Source organism: Flavobacterium sp. FG19 (genome assembly GCF_057809475.1).
Map to the genome: position 1 here is coordinate 95,835 of NZ_JBMDKA010000011.1, position 21,981 is coordinate 117,815.

The window sequence follows — 21,981 nt, forward strand, 5'->3', positions numbered from 1 at the left end:
ATCATTAAATGAACTGAAGAACAAAATAATGAAAGTTAGTTTGCGGTAATTTTGTAAGGATTCTTTTCCAATTTAAAATTACATTATGAGCGCTATTTTACTAACAAGGTTACAGAATGGAGATGATGCGGGCTTTAAGGAAATTTATGAATTATATCATTTTAAGGTGTTTTGTTTTGTAAAAAAATATGCCGCTCAGCAGTCAGATACCGAAGATATTACCCAGAATGTTTTTATTCATTTATGGAAATACCGAAAAAAAATCGATCCCGGAACAGAACTCGATTCGGTTTTATTTAAAAGCTGTAAGCAGGAAATTTCCAAATGGTATAAAAAACAAAACAAGATATTTTCTATCGAATACGAACAGTTAATCAAAGAACTTGACAGTACCGAAGAACCCGATGCCAATCTGACTTCGAAACTCGAAAGAATTGAGCATTTGCTGCAGCAGGTTCCCGAAAAAAGAAGAAAAATATTCACCCTTCATAAATTTGATGAAATGAGTTACAAAGAGATAGCCGAAGAAATGGGCATGTCTCAGAGTGCTGTTGCCAATCAGGTTTCCAAAACGCTTCAGTATCTTAGAAAAAATGCTGTAAAAAGCCATGAACTTTATTGGTTTGCCTTATTTTTTATTGATCAGTACCAGACTATAAGTTCTTTTCATGATTTTCAAATACCACTTTAGAGTTTCTTACGGAAACCTTTTTAGAGCTTAATGTATCCGGTATGTAAAGTAAATGTAATCTTGTTTTTGAATTATTTTTACAAGTTTCTGATTGTTAAAGGCTTAATCTGTTTTTTGTTTTTTTGAGTATTAATAAATCATTAAGAGTGTAAATGCCCGTGATTTTTTGAAGTAAAGGGGGCTAATGTAGTTGACTGGGTATTTTACGGACTATCCTCAGCTAAAAATTTTACTCTCAAAAAATGAAACGAAACAGATTACAGGAAGAATGGAACGAGCTGCCGCAGAAAGGCCTGTTCCCGGAAGAGGTGAAAACGCGTATGTGGAATACAATTTTGTCTGCCACAGTAAAGAAACGCAGGCTGTATTACCAGCGAATAATGGCGGGAGCTGCAGCAGCAGTTCTGCTTATTTCTATTGGCGGTTATCAGTTATATTCCGTTTTTAATTCTTCTTCACTCCCTCAAATAGCGACTCAGACATTTTCTCAGGATATTCGTCTGCTGCGATTATCCGATGGGACCAGAGTTTGGGTCAATGAAAATACCCAGATCGAATATCCTGAAAAATTTGCTTCAAACGAACGAATCGTAAAGCTGAAAGGAGAAGCTTTTTTTGAAGTTGCGAGAGACACAACCCGTCCCTTTATTATCAGTTCCGGACATATCAAAACTACCGTTCTGGGAACTTCTTTTGATGTTAAAACTTACGGAAATATTGCCGAAGTAAATGTAAGAACAGGGAAAGTAAAAGTCGAAAGTACACAGAATGCTGTTTTTCTGGAAAGAGGTTATGCCGCCATATTTGTACCGCAGGAGAATCTGGTAAAAAAACAAAAAGCCCTGATCCTGGAGCCGGAGTGGAAAAAAGCTCTTATAGATGTTGACGGCCTGACTCTGGAAGCTGTTATTGAAAAACTTAAAGAAAAACATCCTTTCAGCCTGCAGTATACGAGCGAAGACTTAAAACGACTTGAAGTAAAAGGAACATTAGATACCCGACAAGGCGTTTCAGAAATACTGCAGACCATTGCCTTTGCCCTCGAAATTACTATAAAACCGGCAGGCGGAAACAAATACATCGTCAGCAGATAATCTTTCAGGTCTTTTTTAGGCTTATCACCGCATTTTATAAACCAAAGTTATATACAACCCAAAACAAATTATTTAGTTATGAATGATTATTTTAGGCAGTTTTCGGCTGCTGTACAAATTCTGTTTTTCAGCATTTTTTTCGGAATAACCAGTGCTTATTCCCAGTCTGGCACTGTATCAGTCGATTTTAAAAATGCCTCTCCGCAGGAAATATTTGAGAATTTAGAATCCAGGACCCCTTATCGTTTTATTTATCAAAAAGATATTGATTTCAGCAAACCGCCGGTTACACTTAAAGCAGAGAATATTACGATAGACGATCTTTTAAAAGAACTTCAAAATCAGACCGGTTTAAATTTCCGAAGAAACGAAACCAATATTGCAGTCAACAAAAAACAGCAGTCCAGTAAAAAGCTGGGAAGCATTTCCGGAAAAGTAGTCGATAAAAACGGACTAGCCTTACCGGGTGCTTCGGTAAAAATTATCGAAACGGCCAGTGCAGGTGTCTCTGATTTCGACGGAAATTATTCTTTTAACGTCGACGAAGGAATTTATTCACTGGAAGTAAGTTATGTGTCTTTTCAAACCCAGAAAATAACCGATATCAAAGTAACAGAAGGAGCAGCTTTAGTACTTAACGTAGTGCTTAAAGACGATGCAGAATCTCTGGATGAAGTAGTGGTAACACAGACTTTTCAAAAAGCGACTGCCTCTACAGAAGGAATGCTGTTACAACAGAAAAAAGCCGCTCAGTTTTCTGACGGAATCTCAGCGGAACAAATTGCCCGTACACCGGATAAAGATGTAGGAAGTACTTTAAAACGTATTACAGGAGTTACTACGATTGACGATAAATACGTAGTGGTGCGTTCGATGGGAGAACGCTGGAACCAGGCAGTAATGGACGGGGTAAACCTGCCTAGTACAGATCCTAACCAGCAGCAGTTTAGTTTTGATATTATCCCGACCGCTATGGTTGAAAGTGTTGTGGTAAGTAAAAATGCCACACCGGATATGAATGCTAATTTTGCAGGAGGATATGTTGAAATAAAAACAAAAGATATCCCGAAGAAAGATTTTACCGCATTTTCTATAGGAACTTCTTATAACAGCCGAAGCACTTTTAAAGACCGTCTGACCAAACAGGAAGGAGCAAACGATTATATTGGTTTTGATGATGGTACCAAAAGTTATCCTTCGGGACTTGTTAATATTGATATTCCGCAGACAGAAGCCGCTTCCGGGCCATTTATCGAACAATCTAAAAGATTTACTCAGGATAATTTTACCACTTTTAAAACCTATGCTGCTCCCGGAACTTCCCTGCAGTTTGCCCTGGGAAGAGTTTATGATCTCAACGACGGTAACAAATGGGGTTTTGTAGGTTCTGTTGTTTTTAAAAATACACAGGACCAGCTTCAGATTGACCATACCGAAAGAGGAAGTTATATGATCAATTCAGAGTTTACGCCTGAAAAAGACAATGGTTATTCTACATTTAAAAAATATGGTTTTAAGAACAACGGAGCCTCTTACAACTTCAATTCAACACTGGGCGGAATGTTCAATGCCGGTATTCAGTTAGGAAAACACAAAATCACGATGCGAAATACGTATATGCACATGTACGACAATCAGCTGACGCAGATTACCGGATGGAATTTTTATGCGGGAGATGTGGAAGGTATTGTAAACGGAACCTATCTGCCTTTTACACGAGAAACAGATTATCCGGTATACCAGACTTTTATTCAGAATAAAATAGAAGGAAACCATCGTTTTGGTGATCTTGAAATCAACTGGTTTGGAGCCTTTGGAAATATTTCTAAAGATACTAAAGATGCTGCTTTTTTGACCAATATGAGAAGAAAAGTCGGAGACGATGTTCAGATTTATCAGCTGGTTTACAACGCCGATCCTGAAGCTTTTAAAAGATCTAATTTCAAGAATGACGAGAATGATTATAACGCCGGAATCAATTTTAATTATGCCTTTCAGTTCAGCGATTCGTTTAAAAATAATATAAAAGCGGGTTATTTTGGAACGTATAAAAAGGCGACTAACCAGCAGGAATCTTCTTCTTTAAGTGTTGTAGGGCAGGGTACAGACCGTGCTATAGTCGATTTTCCAATTTCGCAGTTACTCGACGGATCCTATTACCGCTGGGGAGGTTTTGGCTGGAACAGAATTGCGACTTACGGTAATGAATATATAGGAGATGTTAAAATTCATTCTCCTTTTTTAATGGTCGACAATAAACTGACCCAATATGTAAGACTGGTTTGGGGAATGCGTGCCGAAAGTTATGTTTATACCCAGATCGCCAGCCAGGCCGATAACGAAGCCGGTTTTGAAACGGTACAAAAAGACGATAAAGTATGGCAGTACCTGCCTTCGGTAAACCTTACCGTTAGTCCGAACAATAAACTCAATTTAAGAGTAGGATATAATAAATCAGTATTACGACCTCAGTTTGCAGAACGTCTGAACATGCCGTATTATGATCCGCTTCGTGATGCAAAGGTTTTAAATTATACAGGTGGAATTGTTTCTACGGTAGTTGATAATATAGATTTTAAAACGGAATGGTTCCCGTCGCCGGGTGAGATTGTTTCCTTTGGATTGTATCATAAAAATATAAAAAATCCAATCGAAGGAGTCACTCAAATTGGTAACGACGGAGGATCACGATACATCTACAACATGAATTCTGACAGTGCAAAGCTTTTTGGTGCTGAGATTGAAGTGTACAAAAACCTCTCTTTCCTTGGTGAAGACGAACTTTTAAGAAAGATATTTTTATGCGGAAATGCTGCTTTCAATAAAACAAAAGTAACGGGTTATGTAAATATTGATGGTACGGGCGGACTTTATGAAGCCAATCGTCCTTTATATGGTCAGGCTCCTTATAATTACAATTTGGGACTTGATTATATAGGTGAGCGTTTAGGTTTGAGTATCAGGCACAATGCGATAGGTGACCAGTATATTTTGGTAGGTTTTGATTATCAGGCCGAAGAAATCCGTATGCCTTATGCCGTAACCGATTTTCAGATGAGTTACAAATTCCTGAAAGAAAAAAACATAGAACTAAAACTGGGAATCAAAAACCTGTTTGATACCGTGATAGAAACATATAATAACTTTAATAGTTATTCTAAAATACAGGATTTTGAAATAGGGACAAACCCAAGGAACCAAAAAACACTGGGAGCCGGTGCAACTGATAAATACGATCCGGATATTGATCAGAAAAAATTCAGGGCCTGGAGCGGGAGATCCTTTAATTTCTCCATAAACTACACATTTTAATCCCATTTGATTACCCATTTTTAACATTAGAAGGATTAAAATTAAGAAACTGTTAAGGATAAAAAAATGGGTGATTTTTCTCTCTTTTAAAGTCTAATGTATATAAAAGGCGGATAAATTATGCCGTCTGAATTTCCAGATAAGTTTAACCGCAGATTATAAAACTAAGAGTCATGAGAAAAATTTTAATCGTATTTACAATCATACTATTGTATTCCTGTCAAAATGAAGATGCAGTTTCAGATTCTTCTTTTTCAATGAAAGCGGCTAATGCAGATTATACAAATTTCCCGGTTAACGTACAAACCGTAAGCGGCGATATTACCACCAATACCACCTGGACAAATGACAGGGTTTGGGAGATAGAAGGAGTAATAAGAGTAAGAGGGGCAAGATTAACGATACAGCCCGGGACTTTTATCAAAGCCAAACCATTAAGTTATGGAAATGCTTCAGGAGTTTTGGTAATTACAAAAACAGGTCAGATTGATGCGCAGGGAACGCCAAATGCTCCTATTGTTTTTACAAGTTATAATTTGTTAGATCATAATGCCGCTACAATAGCAGTACCGGGTGATTTTGATGGTATTGTTATTTTAGGAGATGCACAGATTAACACATCAAATGGTACTAATTTAGTGGAAGGTCTGGGAGATCAGCCTTATATAGGGGAGTATTATTATGGCGGAAATAATAATGCACACAATGGCGGAATTTTAAAGTATGTCAGAATCGAATATGCCGGACGTCATTTGGATGTTGATAATTCAATTAACGGGCTGACATGTGCCGGTGTTGGAAGTAATACCGTAATCGATCATATACAGGTTTCTTACGCACTTGATGATTCGTTTGAATTTTTTGGAGGAACAGTAAACGCATCACATTTAGTTTCATTTGCTCCGGCCGATGATAGTTTTGATTTTAATTTTGGCTACACAGGCTCTGTTACAAAAGCAATCGCAATAGCCGATAAAAATTCGATACATTCTTTAAGCGGTTTTAACCCGGATTCCAATGGTATCGAATTGGATAATAATTACTACGGTTATGCTATGAACCCGCTTATTACAAGACCGGTAATCTCAGAATTATCAATAATTGGAGTTTCTTCGCCTTCAGATGCTAATTTGTATGAAAACGCAATTCATGTTAGAAGATTAGGACAGATAAATCTCAGGTATGCCACGATTACAGGATATAATCACGGAATAAGATGGGAAAGTCCTTCGCTTCCGTCAAATTCTTCCTGGAGTTTTTTATCAGTTCACGGATTTGTAAATGCGGTATTACCAGCGGGTACTTCATTAGGATTAGGGAGCACTGTATCTACTTCGAACACGGCTGCCGCCTGGGGATTAACGCAGCCTTTCTTTAACAATGGTTCACTCAGCCTCACCGGAACAACCGGAGCGTTTAGGACCGAAGCAGGCTGGACGGACACCTGGACCAAGTTTACCAACTTCTAGGTTCAAATGGAGAATAATAAGTTGTTGTTAATAAAGTGTTAAAAAAAAGTTTCTTTTAAAATTACGACAAGGACACAGTAGAAATTGACACGTAAGAAACCCGCAAAAATGTCCCGGCCATAAGAATGGCGTACAGGTTAAAATAGGTTGTCACGTAGACAGAACTGCCAGGGTGTTTATAATTTTAAAAGAAGTACCGCTTTCATTGAAGCCCCGAAAATGAAAGAAGAATCAAGGGATAAGTTTCCGGTGGTAAAACGGAAAACTTATTACAGTATTTACCAAAAAAGGAAAGGTCAAAGGGAAGAAAATTTGCTGCTCTCCTCAATGACCTGTGATGTAAAATTTGGCAGCAAATATAATCAAAATTCAATTACCATGAAAAAAGTTTTTTTATTAGCGATTGCAATTATCTCCTTACATTCTTGTCAGAATGATGACGCAGCTGCGGATTCATCATTTGCAATGACTTCTGCCGGTGCAGATTATTCAGGTGTTCCTTCAACAGTACAGACTGTCAGCGGAAACATTACTACTAACACTACCTGGACAAATGACAGAGTGTGGGAAATCAGCGGAGTGGTTCGCGTAATTGGCGCTAAATTAACGATACAGCCAGGTACTTTCATCAAGGCAAAACCATTAGCCGCCGGAGTGGCAACAGGAGTATTGGTAGTTACAAAAACAGGACAGATTGATGCTCAGGGTACTGCTGCTTCTCCAATTATCTTTACAAGTTACAACCTTTTAGACGGAAATGCTTCTACAGTAGGAACTCCTGGAGATTTTGGAGGAGTTGCCCTTTTAGGAGACGCTCAGGTAAATACAGGGGTAACTACAAACGTTATCGAAGGTTTAGGAGATCAGCCAAACGTATCTGATTTTTACTATGGTGGATCAAACAACGCACACAATGCCGGAATCCTGAAATATGTTCGTATCGAATTTGCAGGTCGTATTCTGGATGCTGCTACAGGTGTTGAAATCAACGGATTAACATTTGGTGGTGTTGGTAGCGGTACAACTGTAGATTATGTACAGGTATCTTACGGAAGAGATGATTCATTTGAGTTCTTTGGGGGAACTGTAAATGCATCTCACTTAGTTTCTTTGGCACCGGATGATGATAACTTTGATTTCGATTTTGGTTATACAGGTACAATTACTAAAGCAATCGCTATTGCCGATAAAAATTCTACTCACAGTTTAAGCGGTGGAAACCCTGATTCAAACGGTATCGAATTAGACAACAATGCTACAGGAACTTCTACAGCAATTATCACAAGACCTGTAATTTCTCAAATGTCTATCATTGGAACAAGCTCTGCTGCAGATGCTGCTCTTTACGAAAATGCAATCCATGTGCGCAGATTAGGACAGGTAAGCCTTACTAACGTAACCGTTACAGGATATGTTACCGGAATCAGATGGGAAAGCCCTTCACTTCCTGCTAACTCTTCATGGAGCCTTTTATCAGTTCACGGATTTACAAATCCTGTATTACCAACGGGTACTTCATTAGGATTAGGAAGCACAACTTCTACAGTTAATCCTGCTACAGCATGGAGCTTAACACAGCCATTCTTCAATAATGGTACATTAAACTTCACAGGAGCAACAGGTGCGTTTAAAACAGAAGCAAACTGGACCAATACATGGACTAAGTTTCTTAATTTTTAATTAGCATTCCTTATTAAGTAATAGTTCAGGCTGCCTAAAGAGTGTTTATGTTTTTTTTAGGGCTGGTCAGTTCAGTACGCCGTCTGCTTTATCATTGCTCATCTTACGGCAGAAGCGCACTACTGTTCCCGCTCTTTAGGCAGCCTTCTTTTAAACAACAAAAAATGAAACATAAACTACTCTTATTACTCTTTTTACTAACCTCCGGAATGGTATCGGCACAGTTTACCATCTGGGAAGATGATTTTGATGATGCTGAAGTATCAGACTGGATATTACGGGATGCCGATGGTGACGGAATGAACTGGATTGCCCGAAACAATATACAGCTTGATGAAAATGGAGCCATAACAGGCGGTACTTATAAAGTTCTGGGAACCTATAATATTGATTTTGCCAGCGGTGCTCCTTTGGGAGTAGAACAGAAAAACTGGGCTATAATGCCCGAAATAGATTTGTCGTATTATGCCGGAAGCATGGAAATGACTGTAAATGCCCAAAAAGCGATATTCGACGGTCCGGATGTTTTGTATTTATACGCTTCTACAACCAATACTGATCCTGATTCGTTTTCTCAGGTCGGAGCAATAGAGATTACCAGAGAATCTGTAATGGACACAGAATTTAAAGACTATATTTTTGATATTACACCTTTCGTTGGACTGTCAAAAGTATATTTCGCTTTTTTAAGCGCACCCAATTTTGTTATTGGTTATGAAATAGATAAAGTTTCGATAACCGCAGCTAGATTAGGATTAGACAATCAGGAAGATAAAAAGAATACTTTTCTGAAGCAGAATCCGGTAACCGATTTCGTAAAACTGGAATTGGGAACCACTATAAACCAGGAAGATTTTACACTAAAAATATACAATACGGCCGGTACACTGTTGAAAGAATCACCTTATAAACCAGAAGGAATTTTGGTTAGTGATTTGGCTTCGGGTGTTTATTTCCTGCTTATAAAAGAGGGAGATGCCGTAAAAAAAATAAAGTTTATCAAACAATAATAGCAAAGACGAGTCCTTGTTACTTTTTAATATTTTATACTTCATGAAGAAAATAGTCAAAGCCATATTTCTTTTTTTTATACCTGTGGTTCTTTTTACGGCCTGTACCAACGACAATTTAGTTCCGCTTTATGAGGAACAAAAAGCAGGAAAAATAGTGATACGAGGTTATAATGCCATGCAGGATTCATTGCAGATTGCCATAGACGGAAAACCGCTCATTTTTGATAAACATGACGCTTTTCTGAAAAAAGTAGAAAGAAACTACGAGTTTGTTTTTTATGATAATGCCATTAAAAATGTCGAAATTATTCATAAAAACACACAGGAGGTTTTACATACCTATACTTTTACAGCAGCCAAACCGGTAGATACCCTTTCTTTTTTTGCTAAAGAAAATATCTGGATAGGAAATGTTTTATCTTTTAAACCCGGGAAATTAACTGAAACGGGGCGTACAGGATATAAATTTATTTTTCCGTCAGTTAATAAATATTCCAAAAGCGGTTATAATGGTTCTTTAGATGCCGTTATCCGAAAAGTGAACGGGGAACTGCTGGGAATCTCCGAAAACATAAAAACAGACCAGTTTAGTACTTTTTGTGAATTCACCTTTAGTTTGCCGCCTATTATTGATATCGAACTGGTAAAACACGGCACCAATGAATCGTATGTTCCCGGAAGAAGAGTTGTTTTCAGGACTGTGACCCAAAAAAACAAATCCAGTTTGATTGTTTTTGAAGAAAAAGCCAATGCTGAAGGCGGTTTTCAAAATGTGGAAGGCTTACTTAATTTAACGGATTATTTTTCATTTTAAATGCCGGACCAGCGTTTTACATATTACACTGTTTTCAGAAATTTTCTATTCGTTGTTTTCATACTTACGGCATCCTGTCAAAACGATGATGAGCCGATACAATATGAAGCCGGTACCAATGAATATGTAAATGACTGGATATACAGCCAGATGAAAAGATATTACCGGTGGAATACCACTATGCCGGATAAAAGCAATTTAAAGCTTAATCCCAAAGAGTATTTCTCCAGGCTTTTGCAAAAAGAAGACATTTATTCCTATATGATGCATCCGGAGCTGCCCGAAACAGCTCCTAAAAGCCTCAGACGAAGTTTTGGTTTTGATATTTCCTTTTTTGAATTAAACGGAAAATATTACGGAGCCGTTTTATATGCACTCGAAGATTCTCCCGCCAAAAGAAGCGGGTTAAAAAGAGGAAAACTGATTACCGCAATTGACGGTACAGAAATAAGCCAGAGTAATTATACACAATTGTATACTAAAATGGCAGAAGCTTCCCGAATCAGTTTACAGTTAGTTTCCTATTCAGCGGAATCCGGTTTTTCTGAACCGGAAGAAATTACCATAGAACAGGGATATAACTTTTCGCAGCCCATTCCGTATCATAGTATCGCAATTGGAACTAAAAAAACAGCTTATGTCGGGATTCCGCATTTTGATGTGGGGCAGGCGGGTCTGTACCTTCAGATTTTTGAAAAACTGAAAAACGAATCGATAACAGAACTGGTACTGGATTTAAGATACAATGGAGGAGGTGATATTGCTTCGGCAGCCGCCTTAAGCATTATTCTGGCACCTCAAATTCAGCCTGCTGATCTTTTTATCAAATTTGAAGGAAATGCCAATGGAGGAAACGTAGACCAGTCCTTTCAGCAGGCATTAGCAGCCAACGAAACCCGGATTAGCTTTGAAGCGCTGCGAAATGTTCATCCTTCCATAAACCGGGTTTTTGTTTTATGCGGAAAACATACTGCTTCGGCTTCAGAATTAATCATAAACAACCTGAAACCTTATATGGAAGTCATTACAATAGGCGAAACAACTTTTGGTAAAGATGTGGCAGGATTTCCAATAGAAGACAACCGCATTACAGGAAAAAGAGGCTGGACCTTATATCCGGCCATTTATAAATTATACAATTCCAGACACGAAGGAAATTATTCAAAAGGAATACAGCCTGTTATTGCTGTCAACGAAATACAGCGGCCCGAAATTTTTCCTTTAGGGGATCCTTCTGAAGCAGTTCTGGCAGCTGCTTTGAAGATAATGAATCCGGGTACAGCCAGAATAAAATCTGCAATTGTAACAACGCTGCCTTTATCTGCGAACAAAGCAGATGCCGGATGGGTAGAATTTATTCCGTAGTTTTAAAATAATCAGCTTTATGCAGGGAATCGATAAAAGAGAACATCAAAACTTAGTAGAAGTATTTAAAAAGTATAAAAACATTTACTGCAGCAGTAAAATGGAACTGGAAGACAATACCCGAATTTACCAGAATATGGAAGAACTCGATATATTATACAGCAGTTTTATGGTTTTATTTACCGAATTACAGAGATGCGCCCGAAGTTACGAACTCAAAAAAGCATCCACGCGCAGTATACTTCATAAAAATTTAAGAAAGCTGAACAGCGAAGCACAAAGAAGAAAGTAAATAATACTTTGCGGCAGTAATTCAGACTTAATCAAACAATACTTTTTACGGACTCCTTTGAATTTAAAGAATAGCAGGGGAATATCTTTACTAAAGCCATCATAACAAAATCCGGCTTTCAGCTTTTTAAATTTGAAGAAGCTTTTCATACTATTTTAAGCGGAATAGGGTATTTACGCTATCTGGTCAGGATTTGGTTATCTAAAAAAAGCTAGTGTTTTCTTGCGTTTAATGCTGTTTTTTAGGTATAAAAATAGATATGTGAAAATTTTAAATCCAATTTGTTGGTAAATAATACGTGATTGGTCGTAAATGTAAAATATTATGCAAAAACGGATAATATAGTCTTAGCATGTGGTAATATAAGCATTTTCCTAGACTCTGATTTAACATAATTTTACAAGTGTTAATAATACACTAACCAAATATCGTTAAATTATGAAACCAACCACTCATGCTTTAAAAGGTACTGCAGCGTCTTGTTACAGAGACAGGAAGCTGTTTACAATTTTATTATTGTTTGTTGTTTTTGCTTCATTTTCGCAGCAGAAAATCACAGGAAAAATTACAGATGCAGACAATCTTCCTCTTCCCGGAGTATCCGTTTTAGAAAAGAACACAACCAATGCCGCGGCAACTGATTTCGATGGGAAATTTGAAATTGTAACAAAAGGAAATGATGCCATTTTAGTTTTCTCTTATTTAGGACTCAAAACAAAAGAAGTAAAACCCGGCAGTAAAACTGTTCTGAATGTTGTTCTGGAATCAGATGTAAATGAATTAACAGAAGTTGTTTTAATTGGATACGGTTCGCAGAAAAAAGGAGATGTTACCAGTGCGATTGCTTCTGTAAAATCAACCGATTTTGTTCAGGGGAATGTACGTGATGCAGCACAGTTAATTCAGGGAAAAGTAGCGGGACTTACCGTTTCAGCACCTTCCGGTGACCCAACCGAAGGTTCCCAGATTCAGTTAAGGGGATTTTCTTCTCTTACGGGCAGCAGTGCTCCTTTAATTTTAGTAGACGGAGTACCCGGCAGTTTAAATACTGTGGCGCCCGAAGATATTGCCTCGATCGATGTTCTTAAAGACGGATCAGCAACAGCTATTTACGGGACACGAGGAACCAATGGTGTTGTAATCATTACAACAAAAAGCGGAAGTTTTAATTCTAAACCTACTATTGAGTACAATGGTTATTCGACTGTTTCAACAATAAGCAGACGAATGAACTTTTTAGATGCGAATCAGCTGCGTGAAAAAATGGCTGAAGGTTATACTTTTATCGGGGCCAACAATAAAGATTTCGGTTCTAATACAGACTGGCTTGACGAAATTACCCGTACAGCACTTACCCAAACACATAATGTATTGTTCAGAGGTGGTACAGATGTAACCAATATTAGTGCCTCTATTAACTATAAAGGCGGTGATGGAATATTTTTAAAGTCCGATAACACCAGAATGACAGGAAGAGCAGATGTAAGCCATTCGATGTTTGATAAAAGATTAAAGACCAATATTGGTTTCATTGCCAGTGAACAGGTTTATAATGCTTTAGGAGACGGAACCAGTTTTAATCCTTATATCTACAGACAGGCTTTGATTCGAAATCCTACAGAACCTGTAAGAGATGAAAATGGAAAATGGAATGAAAGAGATGTTTATTTCTATGATAATCCGGTTGGTTATATAGAAGAAACAATAGGAGAGAACAGGTTAAGAAATACGCGTTTTGATTTTAGTATGAGCTACGATTTTAATCAGCATTTTAAATTAAAAGGAGTTTATACCAGAAAAGGTAATTCAATTATGAGAGGTTTTTACCAGACTAAAAACCATGTCTCAACAGTAAAATACGGGCAGGATGGATTTGCTTCCAGAAGCGCAGAAGATTACCGCGGAAATTATGGTGAATTTACATTAGATTATAAACAATCTTTTGGGAAACATACTTTTACAGGACTTGCAGGTTACAACTATGAAGATAACGTAACAGAAGGATTTTATGCCACAAACAGACGTTTTCCTACAGATGCCTTTACGTACAATAACATAGGTTCTGGTCAGGGGCTTCAATTGGGAGAAGCAGGAATGGGAAGTTATAAAAACTCTAATACATTGATTGCATTCTTTGGCCGTATGACCTATAACTATGATAACAGGTATCTGTTAATGGCCAGTATCAGACATGAAGGGTCATCCCGATTTGGAGAAGACAACAAATGGGGAAATTTCCCGGGAATTTCGGCCGGATGGCGTATCAGTAACGAAGCTTTCATGAGTAATGCAAAATGGGTCAGTGATTTAAAATTAAGAGCAGGTTATGGTATTACCGGAATTAATGCAGGAACGAACTATCAGTCATTAAGCGGATTAACGTATGGCGACTATTTTTTAAATGACGGAAAATGGATTAGAGAATTGGTGCCTACCAGAAATGCCAATCCTGATTTGAAATGGGAGCGAAAGGAAGAGCTTAATTTTGGTTTAGATTTTGGCTTTTTTGAAGGCCGTATCAGCGGAGCCGTTGACTATTACAGAAGAACTACAAAAGATGCTCTGATGGATTACAGCGTTCCAACACCCCCTTATTTTTTTGGAACGATAGCCGCTAATGCTGCGGAAATTAAAAATTCTGGTTTAGAACTGTTATTGAATGTTACTCCGGTAAAAACTAAAGATTTTAGTTGGACAGCGAATTTAACATACTCCAGAAATACTAATAAAATTGTATCCTTATCCAATGATAAATTTCAGCTTACCAATAACTTTTTTGATACGGGATACACCGGAGAGCCTATCCAGATTTCAACACACCGTATTCAGGAAGGACAGCCGGTTGGTAATTTCTTTGGTCTGAAAAGTGTAGATATTACCGATGACGGTATCTGGATCATTGAAACACCCGACGGAAGAAGAATTCCGGCGACAGAAGCCACAACCGAAGACCGCCAGATATTAGGAAACGGACTTCCAAAATCATATTACGGCATTAACAATACAGTACGCTATAAAAACTGGGATATGAATATCAACCTGAGAGGGGCAGCAGATTACCAGATCCTGAATTTTTCCAGAATGTTTTATGAAAACCCGACTATTGCTTACAACACTTTAGATTCTGCTTATGATAAAGTATATGATAAAGCCGTACTAAATGATGTACAGCGTTATGTAAGCTACTACGTTGAAGATGGTGACTTCCTGAAAATCGATAACATTACTTTAGGTTTTACACTTCCTAAATCGACTGTTAAGTTTATCGATACTTTAAGAATTTATGTAGCGGGGAACAATCTGGCCACTTTCACAAAGTATAAAGGAATTGACCCTGAGGTAAACAGAGAAGGTTTGTTTCCGGGTAACGACGACAGGGACAAATACCCTTCGACCAGATCATTTTCATTAGGACTTAATATCACACTTTAAAAAATAAGAGAAATGAAAAATTTAATAAATCAATTATCTTTCTTAAAAAAGAAGATTTTATACTTCGCCTTAATTATTACAGCAGGCTTGTCTTTGTCTGGCTGTACAGACCTGAATGAAGAAGTGTTCTCAGAAGTAACCGAATCTAATTTTGTTGCCTCAGAATCAGATATTGTGGCCATTATGGCTTCGGCTTATACACCTTTACGTTATGTGATGGACTGGCAGGGGTTATTTGATGTACAGGAAGAACCCGGAGATGCATTTGTTACGCCTACAAGACCAAATGGCTGGGACGATGGAGGAACTTATAAAAGAATGCACTTTCACGAATGGACAAAAACTGACTGGCAGCCCAGAAATACGTGGATTACCTGTTTTAACGGAATTAACGCGGCTAACAGGGTTATGCTGCAGATGGAATCCGGAAAGTTTCCAATTAGTGAAGAGCAGAAAGTCGCTATTCTGGCCGAAATGAGAGCCGTGAGAGCACTATATTATTCTATTTTGGTCGATACACATGGTAATGTTCCTATTATTCCTAATTACAGCGATAAACTTCCGGAACAGAATACAAGAGTAGAAGTTTATAATTTTATTGTAAGCGAATTAAATGAGGTAATTCCGGATCTGTCAGCTAAAGTAGATAAAAGTACGTATGGTCGTATGACCCAGTGGTCTGCTTATCATGTATTAGCAAGAGTGTATTTAAATGCCGAAGTATATTCCGGTACAGCACAATGGCAGAAATGTATCGAGGCATGTGATAAGATTATAGCAAGCGGCTTTTTTAAAAAATCAGATTCTTATAAAGCTATTTTCAGCGCGACCAATGAAAGCAATCCGGAAATGGTTTTTGCAATTCCTTATGACCAGAAGTACGCTGGAGGATTTAGTGCTCATATGAAGATGCTGTTGCCTGGTCATAGAAAAGTATTCGGAATGGAAACACAGCCTTGGGGAGGTTCAAGCTGTAACCCGCAGTTTATAGACAGTTATAATCCAAAAGATAAACGTTTGGCAGATACCTGGCTGATGGGAAATCAATATAACGCAGATACTGGTAGTATTGAATTTGCCTTGACTAAAGAAATGCCAAGTATATATTCATGTGATGCAACACAAGGTTTCAGATGCGGAAAATTTGAGATACAACGCGGTGCTACAGGAAGTCTTAATAATGATTTTCCTTTCTTAAGATATACGGATGTTTTAATGATGAAAGCTGAATGTTTATTAAGAACAGGGCAAAGTACAGAAGCCGCCCAGATCGTTACCGATGTAAGATTGAGATCTTTTGATAATCCTGCCGATGCCGCCGTAACCGGAGCAGAGCTTCAGGGAAATACAACCATTAAATACGGTACACTGGCTAAAGACGGAACGATTGATCAGCCTGGAGACCAGACTGTAGTTCAGTATGGCAGATTTTTGGATGAATTAGGCTGGGAATTTGCCGCTGAAGCCAGAAGAAGAACCGATTTAATCCGTTTTGGGGTATATCAGAAAAAAAGCTGGTACAATCATGTTCCAAAAGGAAATTATACAACACTTTTCCCTATTGGATTAGAAGAATTAAATACAAACAAAAATTTGAAACAAAATCCGGGGTATTAATCCGGGCATAACCGTAAAGTTTAAGGTTGCAAGTTGGTCACTTGTAAGTGTTGAAAAGCTATCCCTTATAGATTTAGGGATGGCTTTTCATTTTTTTAAGTTAAAATCAGGTACTATGAAACATACATTACAAATTAGAACTTTAAAAATCAGCTGTGCAGTACTGATCTGCTTAAGCCTGATTTCGTGCACAACCACGTCTAAGCTTACGTCTTCGCAGATAAAAACAGCTTATACTGTTTCTTTTGATAACCCGGAATCCCATTATCTGGAAGTGGTTTTAGATTTGGAACAGCTTCCTTCCTCACAAACCAGTCTGATACTTCCGGTCTGGACACCCGGTTATTATTTAATTTTAGATACACCCCGTTATGTTGTAGATTTTGAGGTGACCGATAAAGAAGGTCATAAAATAGATTGGAACAAAAAGGCCAAAAACTGCTGGGTAGTTTATAATCAGGATAAAAGAGATATAAAAGTTAAATACCGGGTTTTTGCCAATAAAAAATCGGTTGCAGAATCTTATGTTGATGCCGATAAAGCTTTTTTAATGCCCAACACTATTTTGATGCATGTAGAGAATACCGTAAACAATCCGGTAACACTGACTCTTAATCCTCATAAAAACTGGAAAAAAGTTTCGACAGGATTACGTCCGCTGCAGGAGAATGCCCTGACGTTTCAGGCTAAAAATATCGATATTTTGTATGATAGTCCTGTTTATCTGGGCAATCAGAAAACTATAGATTTCGAACACGAAGGAAAATCATATGCGTTGGGAATTGCTACTCCCAAAGGACTAAACGAAGAAAAGTTTATTTCTGATCTCAAAAAAATAATGACTGCCACAACCGCTGTCATGAAAAAAGTGCCGTATGATTATTACAGTTATATTATGATGGAAGCGGGCGGCGGCGGTTTGGAGCACTGGAATTCCCAGGCCATATTTACCCAGGGCAGTTTTGACTTCAGATCAAAAGAACAGTATACCGATTTTTTGAATTTTGTAACCCATGAATATTTTCATTTGTATAATGTAAAAGCCATTCGTCCTGTAGAATTGGGGCCTTTTGATTACAATAAAGAAAACTACACCACCATGTTATGGGTTTCCGAAGGTTTTACAGTGTATTACGAATATATTATTATGCTGAAAGCCGGCCTGCTTACCGGAGATGAAGCCCTTAAATATATTACAGAATCTATAAAACGATATGAAAATATTGAAGGCAGCAGGCATATGTCGCTTGCCAGATCCAGTTTTGATATCTGGCTGAACTTTTTCAATAATGAAAGTAATGCGAAACAAACTACGATATCGTATTACAACAAAGGCCCGATAATAGGTTTACTGCTGGATTTAGAAATCAGAAACAATACCCGAAATCAAAAATCCTTAGACGATGTCATGCGTTTTTTATACAATGAATACTATGAAAAAAAGAAAAGAGGATTTACCGAAGCTGAGTTTTGGCAGGTGTGCGAACAAATAGCAGGAAAACCCCTTGCAGAGATACAATCGTATGTAAATACCGTAGATGAAATTAATTACACTAAATATTTACAGTATGCAGGACTGCAGATTGATTTAAGCCCGGTTCAGCCATCGGTGCCCAAACCGGAGATTACAGAAAGAAGTTTTGAGATAAAAGCACTTCCGGAAGTGTCACCATTACAGTCAGAGATCCGAAAATCTATTTTTAAATTATAAAAGCTAAAACTGTGCGCGATACTGAGAAGGAGAAATACCCTTTAGTTCCTTAAATTTTCGGTTGAAGTTGGCAATATCCTGAAAACCGCACAATTCAGAAATCGACGAGATAGAAAGGTCTTTTTTATGATGGAGGAGTTTACAGGCATTTTCAATTCTGATTTCGATCAAAAACTGAAAGAAAGTTTTATTGGTACGTTTTTTAAAATAACGGCAGAAGGCATTTTTACTCATATTAGCCTTATTGGCAACTTCGTCCAGAGTAATGTTATGGTGATAATGCTCAACAGCATATTCAAAAACAGCACTCATACGTCTTCCTTCATCATCTGTATATTTCTTTTTATATACGAACGAAGAAAGCGGGGTTTTCTCAGAAGAAATAATGATGTTTATAATTTTTAGAAAAGAAGCGATTCGCTGTATTTTGTTCTGTTTTTTAAGTTTTGAAAATTGATGGATAATTTTATTCTGGTTCGAAAGGATTTTCATTCCGTATTCCGAATCCTTAAAAAAATCTTCCACATTACTCATATCAGTCAGGGCAAAGAAATCTTTTCCAAAAGAAGTTTTGGTAAAAAAAAGAGTCAGCATTACAGACTCCTCACTTGCTTCTACATTACTTCTAAAAACATGAGGTAAGTTTTCGCCAATAACCAAAATGTCTTCCTCTTTATAATCGTTAATCGAATCTCCAACGATTAGAGTACCAGAACCTTTCAGGATATAACTAATCTGAATTTCTTCATGCTGATGCAGCTGATCATAAAACACACGTTCTATATCCTCCTGATAAATAAGAGCTTCTCTCTCGGTTTTAGGTATTTTAAAAGGTAAAATTTTCAACGGAATAGTATTTAATTATGTAAATATTATCAAAAAAATCAGATTATCCAACAGATGTGGTAATATAGTCCAGATATAGGTTAATAATGACAAAGAGGGCTTTTTGTTTAAGTCTTATTTTTGATAAAAATTATGATATGAAGATAAATTGGGAAGGCGTAATGCCAGCTGTAACCACTAAGTTTACAGCAGAAGGTCAACTGGACCTCGTAATGTTCGAAAAAAATATTAAGGCGCAGATCGAAGCCGGAGTTAACGGAATTATACTGGGTGGAACCCTTGGAGAAGCCAGTACCTTAACAAAGGAAGAGAAAGAAGTTTTAATAAATACTACTTTAAGATTAGCAGAGGGAAAAATTCAGGTAATCGTAAATATTGCCGAGCAGACTACCAGTGAAGCTGTTGCTTTGGCTAAGCGTGCCGAAGCATTAGGTGTAAACGGTTTAATGCTACTGCCGCCAATGCGTTACAAAGCAACTGATTATGAAACAGTAGTTTACTTTAAAGAAATTGCCCAAAGTACTTCACTGCCTATTATGATTTACAACAATCCGGTTGACTATAAAATTGAAGTGACACTGGATATGTTTGAAGAATTATTACAGCTTGAAAACATTCAGGCCGTAAAAGAATCAACACGTGATATTAGTAATGTAATCCGAATCAGAAACCGTTTTGGAAACCGTTTAAAAGTGTTTTGTGGTGTAGATACTCTGGCCCTTGAAAGTTTAGTAACCGGAGCCGATGGCTGGGTAGCAGGATTGGTAGTAGCGTATCCGGCAGAAACCGTAGCTATTTATAAATTAGTAAAAGCCGGAAGAGTAGACGAAGCCGTAGCTATTTACAAATGGTTTATGCCTTTGTTAGAACTGGATATTTCTCCGCAGCTGGTACAGAATATAAAACTGGCAGAGGTAGCAACCGGATTGGGAACCGAAAACGTAAGAGCTCCAAGACTGCCTCTTCAGGGGAAAGAAAGAGAGCGTGTTTTAGCGGTTATTGACTCAGCCATGAAAAGCAGACCCGTTTTACCGGACTACAAAAACATTTAAATTAACTTTATAAAGAAAGCGATGACTACAGGTAAAAATTATATAGGAGAGGAGCTTTCCGCAAAAGGGCAAAAGACATTCAGAACCATAAACCCGGAACTGAATACAGAAAATGAAACCGTTTTTTATGAGGCTTCTCCAGATGAAATCAATCAGGCCGTACTTCTGGCCGAAGAAGCTTTTAAAACGTACAACAAAACGGAAGATGCCAAAAGAGCTGATTTCCTCGAAGCTGTCGCCGAAGAAATTGAAGCACTTGGAGACGAACTACTAACCGTTTATATGCAGGAATCCGGACTTCCGGCTGTAAGGGCAAACGGTGAACGTGCCAGAACGATGGGGCAGTTAAAAGCTTTTGCTGTCATGCTTAGAGAAGGATCCTGGGTAGAAGCCATTATCAATAAAACCGAAGGGAAACCCGACATCCGCAGACTGCAGATTCCTATAGGACCTGTCGTAGTGTTTGGAGCCAGTAATTTTCCACTGGCTTATTCTACTGCCGGAGGAGATACAGCCAGCGCTCTTGCTGCCGGCTGTCCTGTAGTGGTAAAATCGCATCCGCTTCATGCCGGAACCGGAGAATTAATTGCCTCTGCCGTAATAAAAGCAGCTAAAAGAACCGGAATGCCAAATGGTGTTTTCTCTAATCTCAACAGCAGCGGAACTGAAGTAGGAAAAATGCTGGTAGAACATCCGGCTGTAAAAGCAGTAGGATTTACAGGAAGTATTAAAGGCGGTAAAGCACTTTGTCAGATAGCCGCCTCAAGAGCCGTTCCAATTCCGGTTTATGCCGAAATGGGAAGTATAAATCCGGTGTTGGTTTTACCTTCTGCTTTAAAAACAGATACTCAGAAATGGGCGCAGAACTATGCCGCATCCATTATGGCCGGAACGGGACAATTTTGTACCAATCCGGGGCTTATTTTAGGAATAAACAGTGCAGAATTAGAGAATTTTATTACTATTTTAGCGTCAGAGGCTGATAAATTAGATCCTGGCTGCATGCTTCATCCGGCTATAAAAAGCCAGTATGAAAATCAAAAAGCAGAAGTGCTTGGGCAGCAGGGATATACAAAAAAAACAACTTTAGAGAAGGAAGTAAAACCCAATTATGCGCTGCAGCAGATAATTGCAGTAGAAGGCAGTACTTTTTTAAAAAATAAAGCCTTTCATAAGGAAGTTTTCGGGCCTTTTTCTATAGTGGTAAAATGCGATGATGTACAGCAGCTCAACACCATTATTTTAGAATTAGAAGGACAGCTGACAGGAACCGTTTTGAATACAGATTTACAAGAGCTCAATACCTTTAAAGAAGTAATCGAAAACCTTACAAACAAAGTAGGACGCTTAGTTTTTAATAGCGTTCCTACAGGAGTCGAAGTCTGCTCAGGTATGACACACGGAGGTCCTTTTCCGGCCAGTTCCGACAGTAAGTTCAGCTCAGTGGGGTTAACAGCTGTTAAAAGATGGGTTCGTCCGGTTACTTTTCAGGACTGGCCTGAAACCTTGCTGCCAGCCGCATTACAGGATCAAAATCCGTTAGGTATTTATAGAACAGTAAATGATATATTAACCCAGAATCCTATTTAGTTT

Annotated in this window: 15 protein-coding genes; 14 read left to right on the plus strand and 1 reads right to left on the minus strand. The window is 38.0% G+C overall.

The features are described 5' to 3' along the window. The first annotated feature begins 85 nt into the window (after positions 1–85). The 12 genes from ACODST_RS12720 (at position 86) to ACODST_RS12775 (ending at position 18,490) form a co-directional block, all read left to right on the plus strand. Positions 86–691, plus strand: coding sequence for an RNA polymerase sigma factor (locus tag ACODST_RS12720; RefSeq protein ID WP_488932485.1), 606 nt, complete (start codon positions 86–88; stop codon positions 689–691). Between the two features lie 242 nt (positions 692–933). Further along, a complete protein-coding gene (locus tag ACODST_RS12725; RefSeq protein ID WP_488932486.1) occupies positions 934–1,785 on the plus strand; it encodes a FecR family protein in 852 nt (283 codons plus the stop codon). Positions 1,786–1,863: 78 nt separating this feature from the next. Next, positions 1,864–5,097 carry a TonB-dependent receptor gene (locus ACODST_RS12730; RefSeq protein ID WP_488932487.1) on the plus strand — a complete coding sequence of 1,078 codons (3,234 nt, stop codon included), beginning with the start codon at positions 1,864–1,866 and terminating at the stop codon, positions 5,095–5,097. Positions 5,098–5,270: 173 nt separating this feature from the next. After that, positions 5,271–6,566 carry a hypothetical protein gene (locus tag ACODST_RS12735; protein WP_488932488.1) on the plus strand — a complete coding sequence of 432 codons (1,296 nt, stop codon included), beginning with the start codon at positions 5,271–5,273 and terminating at the stop codon, positions 6,564–6,566. Positions 6,567–6,944: 378 nt separating this feature from the next. Beyond that, the gene (locus ACODST_RS12740) at positions 6,945–8,246 is read left to right on the plus strand and encodes a hypothetical protein (RefSeq protein WP_488932489.1); all 1,302 of its coding nucleotides are present in this window, start codon (positions 6,945–6,947) and stop codon (positions 8,244–8,246) included. A gap of 164 nt (positions 8,247–8,410) precedes the next feature. Beyond that, positions 8,411–9,256, plus strand: coding sequence for a T9SS type A sorting domain-containing protein (locus ACODST_RS12745; protein WP_488932490.1), 846 nt, complete (start codon positions 8,411–8,413; stop codon positions 9,254–9,256). Positions 9,257–9,299: 43 nt separating this feature from the next. After that, positions 9,300–10,073, plus strand: a complete 774-nt coding sequence (locus ACODST_RS12750) for a hypothetical protein (protein WP_488932491.1) — start codon at positions 9,300–9,302, stop codon at positions 10,071–10,073. After that, complete coding sequence (locus ACODST_RS12755) at positions 10,074–11,438, plus strand: S41 family peptidase (RefSeq protein ID WP_488932492.1); 1,365 nt, start codon at positions 10,074–10,076, stop codon at positions 11,436–11,438. A 19-nt stretch (positions 11,439–11,457) separates the two neighbouring features. After that, the gene (locus tag ACODST_RS12760) at positions 11,458–11,730 is read left to right on the plus strand and encodes a hypothetical protein (RefSeq protein WP_488932493.1); all 273 of its coding nucleotides are present in this window, start codon (positions 11,458–11,460) and stop codon (positions 11,728–11,730) included. A gap of 438 nt (positions 11,731–12,168) precedes the next feature. Next, complete coding sequence (locus ACODST_RS12765) at positions 12,169–15,162, plus strand: SusC/RagA family TonB-linked outer membrane protein (protein WP_488932494.1); 2,994 nt, start codon at positions 12,169–12,171, stop codon at positions 15,160–15,162. A 12-nt stretch (positions 15,163–15,174) separates the two neighbouring features. Next, the gene (locus ACODST_RS12770; RefSeq protein WP_488932495.1) at positions 15,175–16,779 is read left to right on the plus strand and encodes a RagB/SusD family nutrient uptake outer membrane protein; all 1,605 of its coding nucleotides are present in this window, start codon (positions 15,175–15,177) and stop codon (positions 16,777–16,779) included. A 115-nt stretch (positions 16,780–16,894) separates the two neighbouring features. After that, positions 16,895–18,490 carry a M61 family metallopeptidase gene (locus tag ACODST_RS12775; RefSeq protein WP_488932496.1) on the plus strand — a complete coding sequence of 532 codons (1,596 nt, stop codon included), beginning with the start codon at positions 16,895–16,897 and terminating at the stop codon, positions 18,488–18,490. 3 nt (positions 18,491–18,493) lie between these two features. On the opposite strand, the gene ACODST_RS12780 is transcribed toward ACODST_RS12775, so the two are convergent. Further along, the gene (locus ACODST_RS12780) at positions 18,494–19,336 is read right to left on the minus strand and encodes an AraC family transcriptional regulator (protein WP_488932497.1); all 843 of its coding nucleotides are present in this window, start codon (positions 19,334–19,336) and stop codon (positions 18,494–18,496) included. Positions 19,337–19,473: 137 nt separating this feature from the next. On the opposite strand from ACODST_RS12780, the gene ACODST_RS12785 reads away from it, so the two are divergent. Beyond that, positions 19,474–20,388: a dihydrodipicolinate synthase family protein gene (locus ACODST_RS12785; protein ID WP_488932498.1), complete on the plus strand. Its 915-nt coding sequence runs from the start codon at positions 19,474–19,476 to the stop codon at positions 20,386–20,388. Between the two features lie 21 nt (positions 20,389–20,409). Then, entirely contained in the window at positions 20,410–21,978 is a 1,569-nt protein-coding gene (locus ACODST_RS12790) for an aldehyde dehydrogenase (NADP(+)) (protein ID WP_488932499.1), read from the plus strand. Positions 21,979–21,981 lie beyond the last annotated feature (3 nt).

What these genes read in the sequence shown, in the direction of transcription:
- ACODST_RS12760 (WP_488932493.1), top strand. Translation starts at nt 11,458, where the DNA reads ATGCAGGGAATCGATAAAAGAGAACATCAAAACTTAGTAGAAGTATTT.
- ACODST_RS12775 (WP_488932496.1), top strand. Translation starts at nt 16,895, where the DNA reads ATGAAACATACATTACAAATTAGAACTTTAAAAATCAGCTGTGCAGTA.
- ACODST_RS12725 (WP_488932486.1), top strand. Translation starts at nt 934, where the DNA reads ATGAAACGAAACAGATTACAGGAAGAATGGAACGAGCTGCCGCAGAAA.
- ACODST_RS12740 (WP_488932489.1), top strand. Translation starts at nt 6,945, where the DNA reads ATGAAAAAAGTTTTTTTATTAGCGATTGCAATTATCTCCTTACATTCT.
- ACODST_RS12735 (WP_488932488.1), top strand. Translation starts at nt 5,271, where the DNA reads ATGAGAAAAATTTTAATCGTATTTACAATCATACTATTGTATTCCTGT.
- ACODST_RS12745 (WP_488932490.1), top strand. Translation starts at nt 8,411, where the DNA reads ATGAAACATAAACTACTCTTATTACTCTTTTTACTAACCTCCGGAATG.
- ACODST_RS12750 (WP_488932491.1), top strand. Translation starts at nt 9,300, where the DNA reads ATGAAGAAAATAGTCAAAGCCATATTTCTTTTTTTTATACCTGTGGTT.
- ACODST_RS12770 (WP_488932495.1), top strand. Translation starts at nt 15,175, where the DNA reads ATGAAAAATTTAATAAATCAATTATCTTTCTTAAAAAAGAAGATTTTA.
- ACODST_RS12790 (WP_488932499.1), top strand. Translation starts at nt 20,410, where the DNA reads ATGACTACAGGTAAAAATTATATAGGAGAGGAGCTTTCCGCAAAAGGG.
- ACODST_RS12755 (WP_488932492.1), top strand. Translation starts at nt 10,074, where the DNA reads ATGCCGGACCAGCGTTTTACATATTACACTGTTTTCAGAAATTTTCTA.
- ACODST_RS12730 (WP_488932487.1), top strand. Translation starts at nt 1,864, where the DNA reads ATGAATGATTATTTTAGGCAGTTTTCGGCTGCTGTACAAATTCTGTTT.
- ACODST_RS12785 (WP_488932498.1), top strand. Translation starts at nt 19,474, where the DNA reads ATGAAGATAAATTGGGAAGGCGTAATGCCAGCTGTAACCACTAAGTTT.
- ACODST_RS12765 (WP_488932494.1), top strand. Translation starts at nt 12,169, where the DNA reads ATGAAACCAACCACTCATGCTTTAAAAGGTACTGCAGCGTCTTGTTAC.
- ACODST_RS12720 (WP_488932485.1), top strand. Translation starts at nt 86, where the DNA reads ATGAGCGCTATTTTACTAACAAGGTTACAGAATGGAGATGATGCGGGC.